Source organism: Mesorhizobium sp. HAY1-8B (genome assembly GCF_056868045.1).
This window is the reverse complement of record NZ_CP200321.1, coordinates 4712656-4727305: the sequence shown is the minus strand read 5'-3', so window position 1 is coordinate 4727305 and position 14650 is coordinate 4712656. Positions and strand designations below refer to the sequence as shown.

16 protein-coding genes and 1 tRNA gene are annotated in these 14650 nt (G+C 61.9%); 10 read left to right on the top strand and 7 right to left on the bottom strand.

The features are described from left to right. The first annotated feature begins 1 nt into the window (after position 1). Together AC1VON_RS22610 and AC1VON_RS22605 are read left to right on the top strand one after the other, a co-directional pair. Positions 2-442 (top strand): TadE/TadG family type IV pilus assembly protein, encoded by a 441-nt coding sequence (locus AC1VON_RS22610; protein ID WP_483124887.1) that lies wholly within the window; start codon positions 2-4, stop codon positions 440-442. Continuing rightward, a complete protein-coding gene (locus AC1VON_RS22605; protein WP_483124886.1) occupies positions 432-836 on the top strand; it encodes a TadE/TadG family type IV pilus assembly protein in 405 nt (134 codons plus the stop codon). Before AC1VON_RS22610 ends, AC1VON_RS22605 begins: the two co-directional genes overlap by 11 nt. 116 nt (positions 837-952) lie before the next feature. Here the strand turns inward: AC1VON_RS22605 and AC1VON_RS22600 are convergent. The 3 genes from AC1VON_RS22600 to phaC form a co-directional block, all read right to left on the bottom strand. Beyond that, positions 953-1027, bottom strand: a tRNA-Glu gene (locus tag AC1VON_RS22600). Positions 1028-1389: 362 nt separating this feature from the next. Next, entirely contained in the window at positions 1390-2640 is a 1251-nt protein-coding gene (locus AC1VON_RS22595) for a YcbK family protein (protein ID WP_483124885.1), read from the bottom strand. 216 nt (positions 2641-2856) lie between these two features. Further along, positions 2857-4692: a class I poly(R)-hydroxyalkanoic acid synthase gene (phaC, locus tag AC1VON_RS22590; RefSeq protein WP_172350258.1), complete on the bottom strand. Its 1836-nt coding sequence runs from the start codon at positions 4690-4692 to the stop codon at positions 2857-2859. 98 nt (positions 4693-4790) lie between these two features. Here phaC and AC1VON_RS22585 point away from each other — a divergent pair, with 98 nt between their 5' ends. The 8 genes from AC1VON_RS22585 (at position 4791) to recJ (ending at position 11938) form a co-directional block, all read left to right on the top strand. Beyond that, the gene (locus tag AC1VON_RS22585; RefSeq protein ID WP_172352964.1) at positions 4791-5183 is read left to right on the top strand and encodes a hypothetical protein; all 393 of its coding nucleotides are present in this window, start codon (positions 4791-4793) and stop codon (positions 5181-5183) included. 44 nt (positions 5184-5227) lie between these two features. Then, the gene (locus AC1VON_RS22580; RefSeq protein WP_172350259.1) at positions 5228-6445 is read left to right on the top strand and encodes an LL-diaminopimelate aminotransferase; all 1218 of its coding nucleotides are present in this window, start codon (positions 5228-5230) and stop codon (positions 6443-6445) included. A 36-nt stretch (positions 6446-6481) separates the two neighbouring features. Next, positions 6482-7795: a homoserine dehydrogenase gene (locus AC1VON_RS22575; RefSeq protein WP_483124884.1), complete on the top strand. Its 1314-nt coding sequence runs from the start codon at positions 6482-6484 to the stop codon at positions 7793-7795. Positions 7796-7884: 89 nt separating this feature from the next. Further along, a complete protein-coding gene (locus tag AC1VON_RS22570) occupies positions 7885-8244 on the top strand; it encodes a hypothetical protein (protein ID WP_172350261.1) in 360 nt (119 codons plus the stop codon). A gap of 70 nt (positions 8245-8314) precedes the next feature. Then, the gene (locus AC1VON_RS22565) at positions 8315-8482 is read left to right on the top strand and encodes a Thivi_2564 family membrane protein (RefSeq protein ID WP_081295122.1); all 168 of its coding nucleotides are present in this window, start codon (positions 8315-8317) and stop codon (positions 8480-8482) included. 202 nt (positions 8483-8684) lie between these two features. Next, positions 8685-9668, top strand: coding sequence for a class II fructose-bisphosphatase (gene glpX / locus AC1VON_RS22560; RefSeq protein WP_483124883.1), 984 nt, complete (start codon positions 8685-8687; stop codon positions 9666-9668). A gap of 73 nt (positions 9669-9741) precedes the next feature. Next, positions 9742-9966, top strand: a complete 225-nt coding sequence (locus AC1VON_RS22555) for a DUF6434 domain-containing protein (protein WP_483124882.1) — start codon at positions 9742-9744, stop codon at positions 9964-9966. 190 nt (positions 9967-10156) lie between these two features. Beyond that, positions 10157-11938 carry a single-stranded-DNA-specific exonuclease RecJ gene (recJ, locus tag AC1VON_RS22550; protein ID WP_483126357.1) on the top strand — a complete coding sequence of 594 codons (1782 nt, stop codon included), beginning with the start codon at positions 10157-10159 and terminating at the stop codon, positions 11936-11938. Positions 11939-11958: 20 nt separating this feature from the next. On the opposite strand, the gene AC1VON_RS22545 is transcribed toward recJ, so the two are convergent. The 4 genes from AC1VON_RS22545 to hisI form a co-directional block, all read right to left on the bottom strand. Then, entirely contained in the window at positions 11959-12087 is a 129-nt protein-coding gene (locus AC1VON_RS22545; protein WP_483124881.1) for a hypothetical protein, read from the bottom strand. A 132-nt stretch (positions 12088-12219) separates the two neighbouring features. Further along, positions 12220-12888 (bottom strand): hypothetical protein, encoded by a 669-nt coding sequence (locus AC1VON_RS22540; protein ID WP_483124880.1) that lies wholly within the window; start codon positions 12886-12888, stop codon positions 12220-12222. 147 nt (positions 12889-13035) lie between these two features. Further along, positions 13036-14007 (bottom strand): patatin family protein, encoded by a 972-nt coding sequence (locus tag AC1VON_RS22535; RefSeq protein WP_483124879.1) that lies wholly within the window; start codon positions 14005-14007, stop codon positions 13036-13038. A gap of 84 nt (positions 14008-14091) precedes the next feature. Further along, positions 14092-14550 (bottom strand): phosphoribosyl-AMP cyclohydrolase, encoded by a 459-nt coding sequence (gene hisI, locus AC1VON_RS22530; RefSeq protein WP_483126356.1) that lies wholly within the window; start codon positions 14548-14550, stop codon positions 14092-14094. Between the last annotated feature and the right edge of the window lie 100 nt (positions 14551-14650).

Here is a 14650-nt window from a genome sequence, read left to right as displayed (position 1 = left end):
CGTGGAACGCGGATCAAAACTGATCCTTGGCGACCGTTCGGGCGTTGCGGCGGTCGAGTTCGCCATGGTCCTGCCCTTCTTGTGCGCGGCGCTGCTCGGCATCATCGACGGCTGGTCCTATGTGACGAGTTCGCTGTCGATGCGCGCCGGCGTGAAGACCGCCGCGAACCTGATCATGGCAGGATCGACCAACGACACGGCGACGCAGGCCGTTGCGATTTCGAGTTGGGAGAAGCGGCCGATGGACGGCCGTGTCACGCTAAGTCGAATCTATATGTGCGGGGCGACCGTGGTCGACGCTTCCACCTTGTGCAGTGGGCCAAAGGTTCCATCGGTCTATGTGCAGATCCAGGCATCGGCCACCTGGACGCCACCCTTCACCTTCGGCGTTTTTTCCGCTTCCAGCGTCATCGGCCACCTGGAGGTGATCCGTGTCCGCTAAGGCAAGCGCCTTCAAGTGGGATCGATCGGGTGGAGCCGGATTGGAGTTCGCGCTGATCGCGCCATTCCTCATCATATTGCTGTTCGGAATCTTCGCCTTGGGCTGGTCGATGAACTCGGTCTCAAGCGTTCGCTATACGCTTGAGACATCGTCACGCTCGCTGCAGCTTCAGAACACGCTGACCCAGGCCGACATCCAGTCGATCGCCACGCAGAAATTGCAGGCCCTGGGTTTGAAGGATGTCAACGTGACGATCGCCATCGACCCGGCGAGCGGCGGCTTCCGCATGGCGCATCTGACCGCCACCTATGCCTTCGTCGTTGACTTCCCTTACCTCAGCGCCTTCCCGATCAACTACGCGACCACCGTTACCGTGCCGCTGGTTGGCGGTTAGGCGTGTCAGCCGGCAGGTCCTTGGCAGTCAAAGGACGCAGGCCTGCCCCGATTCTCGGGCGGTATCGGCCAAAGCTCGGCGGGAAAATAGGTTTTCAGTTGAGTGCTTGAAGTTGCTGGTACGCCCAAGGGGAATCGAACCCCTGTTACCGCCGTGAAAGGGCGGTGTCCTAACCGCTAGACGATGGGCGCGCTCAGACGAAGCGGCTTATACTGGCGTTGCGCGCAACCGGCAACCCGTCAAGTGCCGCCCTGGACAACTTTTTTCCGGCTTTTGGAAACACAAGGGGCTTCATCACGACTGCACGGCTTGGTGACTTGCGGAAACGCCCATCGCTCGTCATTCCAGTGCGGAGCAAGGAGCGAAGCTCCGCTGCGCTCCTCAACCAAGGTCACGGAACGGATCCCCGGGTCTTCGATGGAGCTTCGCTCTCGCTCCGCCCGTGGATGACGAAGTTGGGGATGCTCAGGCCAATCTCGAAAGTCTAGAATTGTTCACTGGAACGATATTTTGCGGCACGACCTGGCCGCTCTGGCCCGTCAAATCGCGCCCTTTAGCCGTCGCCACCGCCGCTGCGCCGGCGGCAGCGCCAGTTCCAGTCGCGCTCGGGGCCGACGTCGACGTGGACCGATTCGGTGTGGCAGTAGGTGCCGACGCCGCCACGGCCGGGCATTGTCCTGATGTAGTTCGCCAGTTCCCATTTGGAGACGCCGGGCACCTGGATGTCGGCGGCGGCGCAGTACATGTGCAGCGAATTCTTGGCGCCGTTGGCGCGGCGGTTGCGGGCAGGGTCGCGGTAGCCTGACGTGACCATCATCTTGCGGCCGTAATGGCCTTCGATCGTCTTCAGCACGCGCACCAGCGACGGCTTCAGGCAGGCGACGTCAACGCTTTCGTTCTGCTTCAGCAGCCCGTTGGGCGCGAGCCGGGCCATGCCGGCGGCGGACGCGACCTGATAGCTGCCGCCCGAACCCTCGTCCTCATTGAGGTCGACGTCGCTTTCATCATCGAGGCCGGATTTGCGCTTGATCTCGAACAGCGCCGTCTGGCGCACGCCGGGCAACGCATCGCCGCCCGTGATGTGGCCGGCTTCGTTGCCGATCGAAGCCAACTGTATCGGCTTTGCGGTGGAATTGGCCGAGGCCAGTGTGATGATCGGCTTTGCCGGTGTCGGCGCGGGCTTGGCCTGCACGGCCGGCTGTTCGCCTGTGCGCGTGTTGACCAGTGGAGCGGGGGTTGCGGAAGCCGGCGTGGCACCGAACATCGAGGCCAGGAAGCCCCGTTTCTTCGGCGCTTCTGCTTGCGGCATCTCGCCCGCCGTCACATAGACCGGATTGTTCATCGCCGGTGCCGCGGCAGGCTTCGGCGCCGTCACGTCGGCATCGGCGGCGGCGATCTTCTGGGCGACCGCGTCGGTCTGCTGCGCCGTCTGGGTCGGCTGCTGCAGGGCCTGCGGCGTTTGTCCCGCGATCGTTTCAGCCCCGGCCGGCGTTGTCAGTGGAAAGGCAGCCTCGGGCTTGGCGATCGGTACGTAAGCGACCGTTTCAGGAAGCGCCGTATCCCCCTCGCTCATCACGGTCGTCTGGGTGATCGTGGTCTGCGATGTCGAATCGGCGGTGGCGATGGGCTTGCCGGTGGCGGCCGCATTGATGTTCGAGGAGGAGGCATTGTAGCCAGGCATTCCGACCGACATTGTCGGGTCGCCGGCGGAGGTGCAGGAGGCCAGGAGCACGGAGCAAAGCGCTGCCACGATGGCGCGGCGTTCTCCCTTTGCGAGGCTCCATCCTGCTGATTTCAAAGTCAAATTCCCCCTCGATACCCGGTCGGTAAATCCTTGGCGCAGCACTGGCCGCCGCAGTCCAAGGTGACCTTTGTCTCCGATCCGGAAACGAGACCTGTGTCAAATCCGCAAGCTCGAAAGTATTTTTGCGGCGAATGCCGAATTACGACCGCTCGACGGTTGACGACACCATTTCGCCCGCTTTTGACAAGCCGTCAACTCACCAGACATTACAGTCCGTTACACACGCACCTTGACATAGGTACCGGGAGCATCCCCCAAGGTTTTCATATGCTTGCCTGGTTTGCGGGCAGGCACGCGGGTGTTGTCCTTGGCCTCTATCCAGCTTTGCCAGTGCGGCCACCAGGATCCCGGATGGTCGGTAGCCGTGGCTATCCACTGGTTGAAATCGCCGATCGGCGCGCCGCCGGTCCAGTACTGGTACTTGTTGGATGCGGGCGGATTGACGACACCGGCTATGTGGCCGGATCCGGCCATCACATAGTCGACCTTGCCGCCAAAATATTTCGAACCGAGGAAGACGGACAGCGCCGGCGCGATGTGATCTTCCTTCGAGGCAAGGTTGTAGATCGGAATGGTGACATCGCCGAGCGAGACCGTGCGGCCCGCCAATTCCATCGTGCCGCGCGAGAGGTTGTTCTCCAGATAGCAGTTGCGCAGGTAGAAGGAGTGGTTGGCCGCCGCCATGCGGGTCGAATCGGCATTCCAGTAGAGCAGGTCGAAGGGCAGGGGATCCTTGCCGCGCATGTAATTGTTGACGACATAGGGCCAGATCAGATCACCGGAGCGCAGCATGTTAAAGGCGGTCGCCATCTTGGTGCCGTCGAGATAGCCCTTTTCATTCATCGACTTTTCCACCGCCGCGACCTGTTCCTCGTCGACGAACACTTTCAGGTCGCCGGCATAGGTGAAGTCGACCTGGGTGGTGAAGAAGGTCGCCGACTTGATGCGGTCGTCGCCTTCGCTGGCCATCAGCGCCAATGCCGCCGCCAGCAGCGTGCCACCAACGCAGTAGCCGATCGCGTTGACGTCGCGCTCGCCGGTGGCCTTCTCGATCGTGTCGAGGCCGTATTGCAGGCCTTCCCTTATATAGGCTTCCCAGTTCTTGGCGCCGTGACGCTCGTCCGGATTGATCCAGGAGATGACGAAGACGGTATGGCCCTGCTCGATCGCCCAGCGGATGAAGGATTTCTGCGGGTTGAGGTCTAGTATGTAGAACTTGTTGATCCAGGGCGGGCAGATCAGCAGCGGCCGTTTCAGCACCATCTCGGTGGCGGGATCATACTGGATGATCTCAGCAATATCGCTGCGGCCAACCACCTTACCGGGCGTGGTGGCGATGTTGCGGCCGATCTCAAAGGGCGAATAGTCGGCCTGGCGCAGTTTCAGGTCGCCCTTGCCGGCGGCGATGTCCTCGGCAAGCATCTTCATGCCGCGCACCAGATTCTCGCCGTTGGAGGCGATGGTTTCGCGAAACAGTTCCGGATTGGTCAGGATGAAATTCGACGGCGAGATGGCGTTGGACACCTGCTTGACGTAGAAGCTCGCCTTGTGGCGGGTGTGCTCGTCCAGACCTTCGGCGTGCTCGACCAGTTCGGACGCCCAGCGCGAGGTGACGAGATAGGCCTGCTTGAGAAAATCGAAGAAGGCGTTGCGGCCCCATTCAGGATCCTGGAAGCGCTTGTCGCCGCGCTCCGGCTTGACGGCATCGTCGGTACCCTCGGCGCTGGCGCTGACACGCTGGATGGCGTTCGCCCAGACGGTCATATAGCCGGCGAACAGCCGCGTCTGCGCTTCGAGCGCGCGCTGCGGGTCGGCAAGCCAGTATTCGCTGAGCTTGGAGAAGGTCTTGACCATGTCGACGACCGGTTCGGCGACGTGGTCGCGCACCTCGCCTTTTTCGCGCGGCTCGGCCCAGGCGGATGCCGCCTTGCCGGCCTGCTCGACCATGCGCGCCATGTTCAACGCGAAGCGTTCCGGATCCTTCACCAGATATTGCTCGACGGTCGAAGGCTCGTCATCTTCCGTTTTGCCCGAATCGGGTGTTTTGGACATGGTTCGCGGGGTTCCTCCCGAAGCGTTTTCTTGACATATTAACATGGGACATCCGACAGGGTCCAATCTCGCTCTACCTCGGCTGCCAAGGAAACAATATGACGATTAATATTGGCGAGACTGTTTTTTTTGGTGCCGCAGGCTTTTGCCGCATCGGCGTGGCGATTCTCTTTGTGGGGATCGCCGGATGTTCGAGCACGAATACCGGCGGTCCGGTGCCGATGGCCGAGAATGCCGGGCCGAAGGATACAGGCACCTTTCCGAACCTGAACATCCCGCCGCAAGTGGCGAACAAGCAGTTCACCGAGGCCGAGCGGAACGCCAAGCTTGCCGAACTCAAGGCCGACAAGAGCGGGCAGGGTGCCAAAAGCGGCGGCGGCTCCGTCACCGATCAAGCGGCGCTGACGGATCTGGCCAAGAAGCATGGCCCCCAGACGCTAAAGCAGATCGAAGGCAAATGCGATCCCGCCCTCGACCCTACCTGCAAATGAGTATATAGCGCGCGCCCAATACCCCTTTGCTGTCTGGAACCGCCATGGAAGAGTTTCACAAGGTCCGTCGCCTTCCGCCCTACGTTTTCGAGCAGGTCAACCGGCTCAAGGCCAGCGCGCGCTCGCGCGGCGCCGATATCATCGACCTTGGCATGGGCAATCCGGACCTGCCAACGCCGAAGGCCATCGTCGACAAATTGTGCGAAGTCGTGCGCGATCCGCGCACGCATCGCTATTCCTCCTCGCGCGGCATTCCGGGACTGCGCCGCGCCCAGGCCGCCTATTATCAGCGCCGCTTCGGCGTGAAGCTTAATCCCGACACGCAAGTGGTTGCCACGCTCGGCTCGAAGGAAGGCTTCGCCAACATGGCGCAGGCGATCACCGCGCCCGGCGACGTCATCCTGTGCCCCAATCCGACCTATCCGATCCACGCTTTTGGCTTCATCATGTCCGGCGGCGTCATCCGTTCGCTGCAGGTCGAGCCCGATGACGGCTTCATTCCGGCCGTCGAGCGGGGCATTCGCCATTCGATCCCGAAGCCGCTGGCCTTGATCCTCAACTATCCGTCGAACCCCACGGCGCTGGTCGCTTCGCTCGATTTCTACAAGGACGTGGTGGCGTTCGCGAAGAAGAACGACATCATCATCCTGTCCGACCTTGCCTATTCGGAGATCTATTTCGACGGCAATCCGCCGCCTTCGGTGCTGCAGGTTCCGGGCGCCATCGACGTCTGCGTCGAATTCACCTCGATGTCGAAGACCTTCTCCATGCCCGGCTGGCGCATGGGCTTTGCCGTCGGCAATGAACGGCTGATCTCGGCGCTGACCCGGGTGAAATCCTATCTGGACTACGGCGCCTTCACGCCGATCCAGGTGGCGGCCGCCCATGCGCTCAATGGCGACGGCGCCGATATCGCCGAGGTGCGCGACATCTACCACAAGCGTCGTGACGTGATGGTCGATGCGTTCGGCCGCGCCGGTTGGGATATTCCCGCCCCGGCGGCCTCGATGTTCGCCTGGGCGCCGATCCCGGAGCCATTCCGTCATCTCGGCTCTCTCGAATTCTCCAAGCTGCTTATCGAGCACGCCGACGTGGCGGTGGCGCCCGGTATCGGCTTCGGCGAACATGGCGACGATTTCGTGCGCGTGGCGCTGGTCGAGAACGAGCACCGGATCCGCCAGGCGGCGCGCAACATCAAGCGCTTCCTGTCGACCAGCGCCAAGCAGCCCAACAACGTGGTGCCGCTCTCCGCCCACCGGTAAGCAAAATTCGATCTGATTTGAGGGACGTCGCCTTCCATGGCTGAAGCACTGCGTGTTGGAATTGCCGGCCTCGGTACGGTCGGTGCATCGGTGGCACGTGTGCTGCGCGACAAGGCAGCGGAACTGACCCGGCAATGCGGGCGCGACATCATCGTCGCAGCGGTTTCGGCGCGCGACCCGAAGCGCGACCGTGGCATCGATGTCAGTTCCGCAAAATGGTTCGACGATCCGGTGAAGATGGCGCAGACAGCCGAGATCGACGTGTTCATCGAATTGATCGGCGGCGACGAGGGGCCGGCACGTCTGTCGGTGAAGGCGGCGCTCGAAGCCGGCCGCCATGTCGTCACCGCCAACAAGGCCCTGCTCGCCAAGCATGGCGTGGCGCTGGCCGAGATCGCCGAGAAGAAGGGCGTGCTGCTCAACTACGAGGCGGCGGTGGCGGGCGGCATTCCCGTCATCAAGACGATGCGCGAGGCGATGGCCGGCAACTCGGTCACCCGCGTGTTCGGCATTCTTAACGGCACCTGCAACTACATCCTGACCCGCATGGAGGCCGAGGGCATATCGTTCGATGCCTGCCTGAAGGATGCGCAGCGGCTGGGTTACGCCGAGGCCGATCCGACCTTCGACATCGAAGGCCATGACACCGCGCACAAGCTGTCGATCCTGACCAGCCTTGCCTTCGGCACCAAGATCGCCGCCAGCGACATCTATATGGAAGGCATCTCCAACATCACCCAGGCCGACATCCGTGCCGCCGGCGACCTCGGCTACAGGATCAAGCTGCTGGGCGTTGCCCAGCGCACCGAAAGCGGCATCGAGCAGCGCGTGCATCCGACCATGGTGCCGACCGCCTCCGTCATCGCGCAGGTGCATGGCGTCACCAACGCGGTGGCGATCGAGACCGACATCCTCGGCGAATTGCTGCTTTCAGGCCCCGGCGCCGGCGGCAACGCCACCGCGTCGGCCGTCATCGGCGACATCGCCGACATCGCCAAGAGCCGGCCGGGCTTCCAGCATGGCCCGGTCTTCGGTCGGCCGGCAAAGGAGCTGAGGCCCTACAAGAAGGCGCAGATGCGCAGCCATGCCGGCGGCTATTTCATCCGGCTGACCGTGCATGACCGCATCGGCGTGTTCGCCGCGATCGCCAAACGCATGGCCGACAACGATATTTCGCTGGAATCGATCGTCCAGCATGCGGTCAGCGGCGAGGCTGCGGCACAGAAGACGGTGATCCTCGTCACCCACGAGACCACCGAGGCCGCCGTGCGCAAGGCCGTCGACGGCATCACCAAGGACGGTCACCTGACCGACAAGCCGCAGGTCATCCGCATCGAGCGGGCAGGGTAGCTTCGCCCCCACCGTCGATCAGCCGCGATCAACCGGAACGAATCCGTGCCGGCGCCGTTCTCTTGGTCAGCAACCAAGGGAGCCGCTCCATGGCCGATACCAACAAATCCGACACCCCTCACATCGACGACATCCAGAAAACGCTGGAAAAGCAGATCGCCGAACTGCGCAAGGAGATCACCAAGATCAACAAGAGTATTTCGGCGCGAGGCGCGGAAATGCTCGACGATGCCAGCGAGCAGGCTTCGGATTTCTACGAGACGGCCGCGGCGCGTGCTTCGCGCACGGCACAGCAATTGCGCACTCAGGCCCAGGCGGTTTCGGAAGTGGCGCGCGAAAACCCTGGCACCACGACCGCATTGGTCGGCGTGATCGGCCTGCTCGGCTTTCTGGCCGGTATTGCCGTCGGCCAGTCGTTGAACAACGACACCTCGCGCCGCTGGTATTGACCGCGTCGACATCGAGCCGACGTTGCCGGTTCGTTTCGCGGTTTCTCAGGTAATCATTTAGGAGGGCACCATGGCTTCATCCGTGCTGATCGGCATTCTGATCACATTTCTCGTCATCATCCTCGTTCTTTATCTGGTGCAGCGCCTGCCTCTCGATGCCCGGATGCGGCAGATCGTGCAGATCATCGTCATCATCATCGGCATCATTTCGCTGCTCAAATACCTCGCGGTTTTCTAGATCCCGGCGTTGTCTCTTTGCGTCCTCAAGCGCGGCCCGGCTGTTCCCAGCCGGGCCCCAATCTTGTTCGGAATAAGGTTCAATCGATTGATATTGCTTATCTTTCGATAAAACTCGCGGCAGGTCTTGCCGTTGTCATTCTCGTTTGACAAAACAAGCCCGCCTCCGGCGGGAGGTGGCATGCAAACGAGGATCTGCCGAAATGAATGTGGCCCAGAACATTGTCGCCGGACTTGACCGGATACTCACCATGGAACTGGTGCGCGTCACCGAAAGGGCCGCGGTCGCGGCCGCCAGGCTGCGTGGGCGCGGCGACGAGAAGGCGGCAGACCAGGTCGCTGTCGACGCCATGCGCCAGGAGCTCAACCGTCTTGCCATCAAGGGCACTGTAGTAATCGGCGAGGGAGAACGGGACGAGGCGCCGATGCTCTATATCGGCGAGGAGGTCGGTACCGGCAAAGGCCCGGCCGTCGATATCGCCCTTGATCCGCTTGAGGGTACGACGATCTGCGCCAAGAACCTTCCGAACGCGCTTGCCGTCATCGCGATCGCCGAGAAGGGTAGTCTGCTGTTCGCGCCCGACGTCTATATGGACAAGATCGCCATTGGTCCGGGTTATGCCGAAGGCGTCATCGACCTCGATGCATCGCCGGCCGAAAACATCGCCAACCTGGCCCGGGCCAAGGGCGTCGCGGTGTCCGACATCACCACCTGCATCCTCGACCGGCCGCGCCACGCCAAGCTGATCGATGCCGTGCGGGCCACGGGTGCCGCGATCCGGCTGATCGGTGACGGCGATGTCGCCGGTGTCATCCACACCACTGATCCGGACGAAACCGGTATCGATATCTATCTCGGCACGGGGGGCGCGCCCGAGGGCGTGCTGGCAGCGGCCGCACTGCGCTGCACCGGCGGCCAGATGCAGGGCCGGCTGATCCTCGATACTCCGGAGAAGGTCGCCCGTGCGGCGAAGATGGGCATTTCCGATCCGAAGCGGATCTACCATGCCGAAGACATGGCGCGCGGCGATGTGCTGTTCGCGGCCACCGGCGTGACCGACGGCAATATGCTGGCCGGCGTCAAGTTCGGCGGCACATACATCACCACGCATACGATCGTCTTGCGCTCGTCGTCGCGAACCGTGCGGGAGATCAAGGCCCGGCACCAGGATCTGGATAAGTTCTAGACCAGCTTGCGAGGGCGGATCGCAGTTGTTAGCCATTGGCTGCATCCGAACCCTGGCCACGCAAGGACCGACGATGAAAGCGTTCGACTGGCACGGGGATCCGATTTCGCGTGCCACGCCCATCACGAAGTCCTACCGCAACACCCAGAATGTGCGCCGCTTTTTCATCCGCGAATGCGGCGATACGTTCAGGTTCGATCGGCCTTTCATGGCCTGGCTCAAGAACGATCGGGAAAAGACAATGGGGGATGCAGCCGAGGAATGGGTCCGACGCCAGGCTGAAAAGCGGAAAGCGTAGTTATTCTTGAATTCTCCCGCGACGCCTACCGCCACGAACCGCATGGCTTTGCCCGCCTTTGGCCTTAAAGCCCGTCGCGTTCACGCGACGCTCCTTAGGCCGTTGTTTGTGCATGTCGTCATCCCAAAACCGCTGCACACTTTTGGGCGACATGCATTATCCTGCGGCCAATTATGAGTTGGCAAAGCGCATGATGGGCGACAGGCGCCTCTTCCTCGATGTCAGGCAGTCGGCTACCGGTCTCTCCTGGGAGCATCGGCTGACCGAGCGACAGGACATGATCGCGCTTGCCATCGCGCAAGGCCATGGCGTGCCCGACATCGTCGCACGTGTCCTTGCCGGACGCGGTGTTACCGCCGAGCAAACCGAGCGGTTCCTCGATCCGACGATCCGCGACCTGTTGCCGAATCCGGCCTCGCTGACCGACATGGACAAGGCCGCCACCCGCATCGCGGCGGCGGTGATGGCGAGGGAAAAGGTGGCGATCTTCGGCGACTACGATGTCGACGGCGCGGCCTCGTCAGCCTTGCTGAAGCGGTTTCTGACACATTTCTCGGTGCCATCGGAAATCTATATTCCGGACCGTATTTTCGAGGGTTACGGCCCCAATCCCGATGCCATGCGCGAACTCGTCTCGCGCGGCGCCACGCTGATCGTCACCGTCGATTGCGGCACCAACAGTGCCATTTCCGTCGACGCGGCCAATGCCGCCGGAGCCGATGTCGTCGTGCTCGACCACCATCAGGTGGGTGGCGCCTTGCCGGCCGCGATTGCCGTCGTCAATCCAAACCGCGACGACGATCTTTCCGGTCAGGGTCATCTCTGCGCCGCTGGTGTCGTGTTCCTTGCCCTGGTGCAGACGGCAAAGGTCCTGCGTGGCTTGACCGAGACCACGCCACCGGATCTGCTTTCCATGCTCGATCTCGTTGCATTGGCCACCGTGTGCGACGTGGTGCCGCTGACCGGGGTCAACCGTGCCTTCGTCGTCAAAGGGCTGCAAGTGGCGCGCCAGCAGAAGAATGAAGGGCTTGCCGCATTGGCACGGGTTTCTCGCATCGGCGAACCGATCGGCACCTTTCATCTTGCCTATCTGATCGGGCCGCGCATCAACGCCGGCGGACGCATCGGCGATGCGGCCCTTGGCAGCCGGCTGCTTGCGACAGACGATCCGGTCGAGGCGCGAACCATCGCCGAGACGCTGGACCGGTTGAACCAGGAGCGGCAACTGATGGAGCAGGAGATGCTTGCGGCAGCCCGCGCCGAAGCCGATGCCGAGCTTGCCGGCGGCAATGGCCCGGCCATCGTCGTCACCGCCAGCAACAACTGGCATCCCGGCATTGTCGGCTTGCTCGCTTCAAGACTGAAGGATCATGCCCGGCGGCCGGCTTTCGCCATCGCATTCAACGCTGTGGGCATTGGTACCGGTTCGGGCCGTTCGGTGTCGGGCTTCGACCTCGGCCGGCTGGTGCGTGAAGCCGCCGACGCCGGGCTGATCGTCAAGGGCGGCGGCCATGGCATGGCGGCCGGTATCACCGTGGAGCGCGCCAGGCTCGGCGAACTCAGGGCGTTTTTCGAGGAGCGCGCGGCCGCCGACGTGTTTCGGCTGCAGGACGAGGAAAGCCTGGCAATCGACGGCGCGCTTGCCGCCGAAGGCGCGACGCTCAGCCTGCTCGACGCGCTGGAAAAGGCCGGCCCCTTCGGCGCCGGCCATGTCGCACCGGTTTTCGCGCTGCCACGCCATCGGCTGGCCGACGCCCGGCCGGTCGGCACCAACCATATCCGCGCCGAATTGCAGTCGGAGAGCGGCGGCCGAATCCAGGGGATCGCCTTTCGCGCGGTCGACACCGCACTTGGCGAATTCCTGTTAAAGAACCGGGGCAAGACGGTGCATGTCGCCGGCTCGCTGTCGGGCAATTACTGGAATGGCAACCGCACCGTGCAGTTCCGCATCATCGACGCGGCGCGGGCTTAGCCGCGCCAGAGCCGTGGAACTCAACTCGCTGGCGCAAAACGCAGCAGCGTCACGCCTTGGGGCAGGCTTTCCCTGCCAAGCGGTTTCAGTGTCAGCGACGGGCCGGACTGGAAGTACGGCTTGCCGCCGCCGACCACGACCGGGTGCATGTAATTCTGTTTCGGGCACCGCCAATGCGATGTCCTCGTCCGATCGGTCGATAGCCGTCCAAATGCTTCATAAGGTCCAATCAGGTGGCTCATGTTTTTGGGATCCGATGGAAAGTGGGCCGTGAGACTGGTCTATTGAACCAAGGTCGGAGAAGTGCCTGTCGGTCCTGTGAGGTTTCTAGCCAGACGCTCAAGGGTAAGCGCACCCTCATTGAGAGGATACGGCCCTGCAAGCATACCGTCAAAAACGAAATCGCCTCTCCTAGTGTCTACTTGTATTCCGTTTCCAAGTCGCCGAATGATCTCGTCTCGAAGCGCTACGGCATCAGGTAAAAGTTTTGTTTGCCATTCGTGGCGGTGACGATCTGACCTAGCGAGCAGTTCTTTCGTTTGTGTCTCCCAGCTCTCCCGGTCAGACATTCTTCGCATCACTATTTCCGAGTCCTCAGACTTAAATCTGTTTTCCATTTCTCTCATCTGGAGTGCGACGTCTTCGACCCGGAGCCGCAACTCATGGTTCGTGAGAGCTGACAGATCGGAAGTAGATGTCGATGGCGGGGGCAGTTCCTTGGCATGGAGCTGTTGGGTTAGTTCGTGGATTTGAACTTGCTCGACCAGCTGTTCAACCCGGCGAAAGCTAAACTCTGACTCTCCATGTTTTATGTGAAGACTTGGCAGCAGTCTGGATATCTCGGCGCGAAAGATGTACGCCGAAAACGCAATTGCTGCCGGCCATCCGAGGGAGGCCAGTGCCTGAATAATCGCGGCAACAAGTCCCCAGCCGTTTGTGACTTCTGGCAAAACTTTCCTCCCTCAAAGGCTCGCTCACCAAATCATCGAAAGCTACTATGGGCAAGGTGACGTAGCTTGGGCCTCCTGACGAGGCAAGGCGAGGCATAATTCCGTTGTTGCAACGGAACACGTCAATAACGTCTTGGGCGAATGGATTTACGCTAACACCGTCTGCAGCCGGCTCAGTTCGCCGATCTGCGCCATCGTCGCCTGGTAGCCGAGCTGGATCGCCTCGTCGGCACGATGGAACTCGGTCAGGCCGATATGGCTGAGCTTGGGCTGCAGAGACATGTCAGGCGGATCGCCGGCAAGCCTGGCGCGCGAGATGCGGTCCTGGATGATGTTGAAGGCTTCGACCATGACGCCAGTGATGCCGAGGCGCGTCTGATGCGACGGGTGGTCGGGGTCCGAGTGACCGGCGCGCGGCGCGTCCTTTTCGACAACCAGTTCGCCGGCGCTGTGCTTTATCACCGCGGCGCGGCCGAACAGGTCGTAGTGAAGATTGACCGCCACGACGAGGGGCTGTTCGTAGGCGCGGCAGACCGACACCGGAACCGGATTGACCAGCGCGCCGTCGACCAGCACCCGGCCGTTGCAATTCACCGGCTCGAACACGCCAGGCAGTGCGTAGGACGCGCGCATGGCCGTGATCAACGAGCCGCTCGACACCCAGATTTCGTGGCCGGTGCGGATTTCCGACGCGACGCAGACGAATGGCTTGGGCAGATCCTCGAAACGAACGCCCGCCACATGCTCACGCAGGCGGGCGTCGAGCTTCATGCCGCCGAACAGGCCGCTGCCACGCAGATTGAGATCGAGCAGCCCAAAGATGCGACGCTTGGTCAGGCTGCGTGCGAACTCTTCCAGCTCGTCCAGTTTGCCGGCGAGATAACAGCCGCCAACCAGTGCGCCGATGGATGTGCCGGCTATCATCGAAACTTCGATACCGGCTTCGTCGAGTGCACGCAGCACGCCGATATGGGCCCAGCCACGGGCGCAGCCGCCACCCAATGCCAGCGAGATGCCTGTCTTCTTTTCGGGTTTTGGTTGGGGTGCGCCGCCGGACGAGGAGAGGCCGTTGGCTTCTCGAACGTCTGATCTGTTACGCAATGACGCCCACTCGAGCATCATGATCTCCCTTGTCCCACATCCTTTGTATCAGAAGGATGTTTGAGAATAGTGAACATGAGTGGTTTGTGAATATGGAATGGTTCACATAGGCTTCCGATACGTCTTTTCCGCATCGAACAGCGGTTTGCTGCCGTCGTCGACAAGCGTCCCCTTGCCGTCGACCAACCCCACCGTCCGATAAAAGCATGAACGCCGGCCGGTGTGACAGGTTGCGTCGTGGCCCAACACTTTCACGTGCAGCCACAATGCATCCTGATCGCAATCGGTGCGCATCTCGACGACATGCTGGAAATTGCCCGAGGTTTCGCCCTTCTTCCAAAGCGCGTTACGCGAGCGCGACCAGTAATGGGCGATCCCCGTTTCCAATGTCAGCGCGAGCGCTTGCGCATTCATATGGGCGACCATCAGCAGCATGCCGTCTTCGGCATCGGTGACGACCACCGTGAGAAGACCGGCCGCGTCGAAGCGCGGCGAGAAGACCGCGCCTTCTTCGAGAGCCTTCTTGTCTGACGGAGCTTCGGGAAATTCCAGTGCCGACATCGCCGGTGCATTTTCCTGTTTGACCATGATCTCTGGACAAACGTTTTCGTTTGTCCGCGAAAACCGGTTTTCCGAGATCATGGTTGGGCTATGCCGGTGC

Bases quoted from the DNA above. Each gene is read 5' to 3' on its own strand.
- phaC (WP_172350258.1), bottom strand. From the start codon at position 4,692: ATGTCCAAAACACCCGATTCGGGCAAAACGGAAGATGACGAGCCTTCG.
- AC1VON_RS22585 (WP_172352964.1), top strand. From the start codon at position 4,791: ATGACGATTAATATTGGCGAGACTGTTTTTTTTGGTGCCGCAGGCTTT.
- AC1VON_RS22580 (WP_172350259.1), top strand. From the start codon at position 5,228: ATGGAAGAGTTTCACAAGGTCCGTCGCCTTCCGCCCTACGTTTTCGAG.
- AC1VON_RS22575 (WP_483124884.1), top strand. From the start codon at position 6,482: ATGGCTGAAGCACTGCGTGTTGGAATTGCCGGCCTCGGTACGGTCGGT.
- AC1VON_RS22570 (WP_172350261.1), top strand. From the start codon at position 7,885: ATGGCCGATACCAACAAATCCGACACCCCTCACATCGACGACATCCAG.
- AC1VON_RS22565 (WP_081295122.1), top strand. From the start codon at position 8,315: ATGGCTTCATCCGTGCTGATCGGCATTCTGATCACATTTCTCGTCATC.
- glpX (WP_483124883.1), top strand. From the start codon at position 8,685: ATGAATGTGGCCCAGAACATTGTCGCCGGACTTGACCGGATACTCACC.
- AC1VON_RS22555 (WP_483124882.1), top strand. From the start codon at position 9,742: ATGAAAGCGTTCGACTGGCACGGGGATCCGATTTCGCGTGCCACGCCC.
- recJ (WP_483126357.1), top strand. From the start codon at position 10,157: ATGATGGGCGACAGGCGCCTCTTCCTCGATGTCAGGCAGTCGGCTACC.
- AC1VON_RS22545 (WP_483124881.1), bottom strand. From the start codon at position 12,087: ATGCACCCGGTCGTGGTCGGCGGCGGCAAGCCGTACTTCCAGTCCGGC.
- AC1VON_RS22535 (WP_483124879.1), bottom strand. From the start codon at position 14,007: ATGCTCGAGTGGGCGTCATTGCGTAACAGATCAGACGTTCGAGAAGCC.
- hisI (WP_483126356.1), bottom strand. From the start codon at position 14,550: ATGTCGGCACTGGAATTTCCCGAAGCTCCGTCAGACAAGAAGGCTCTC.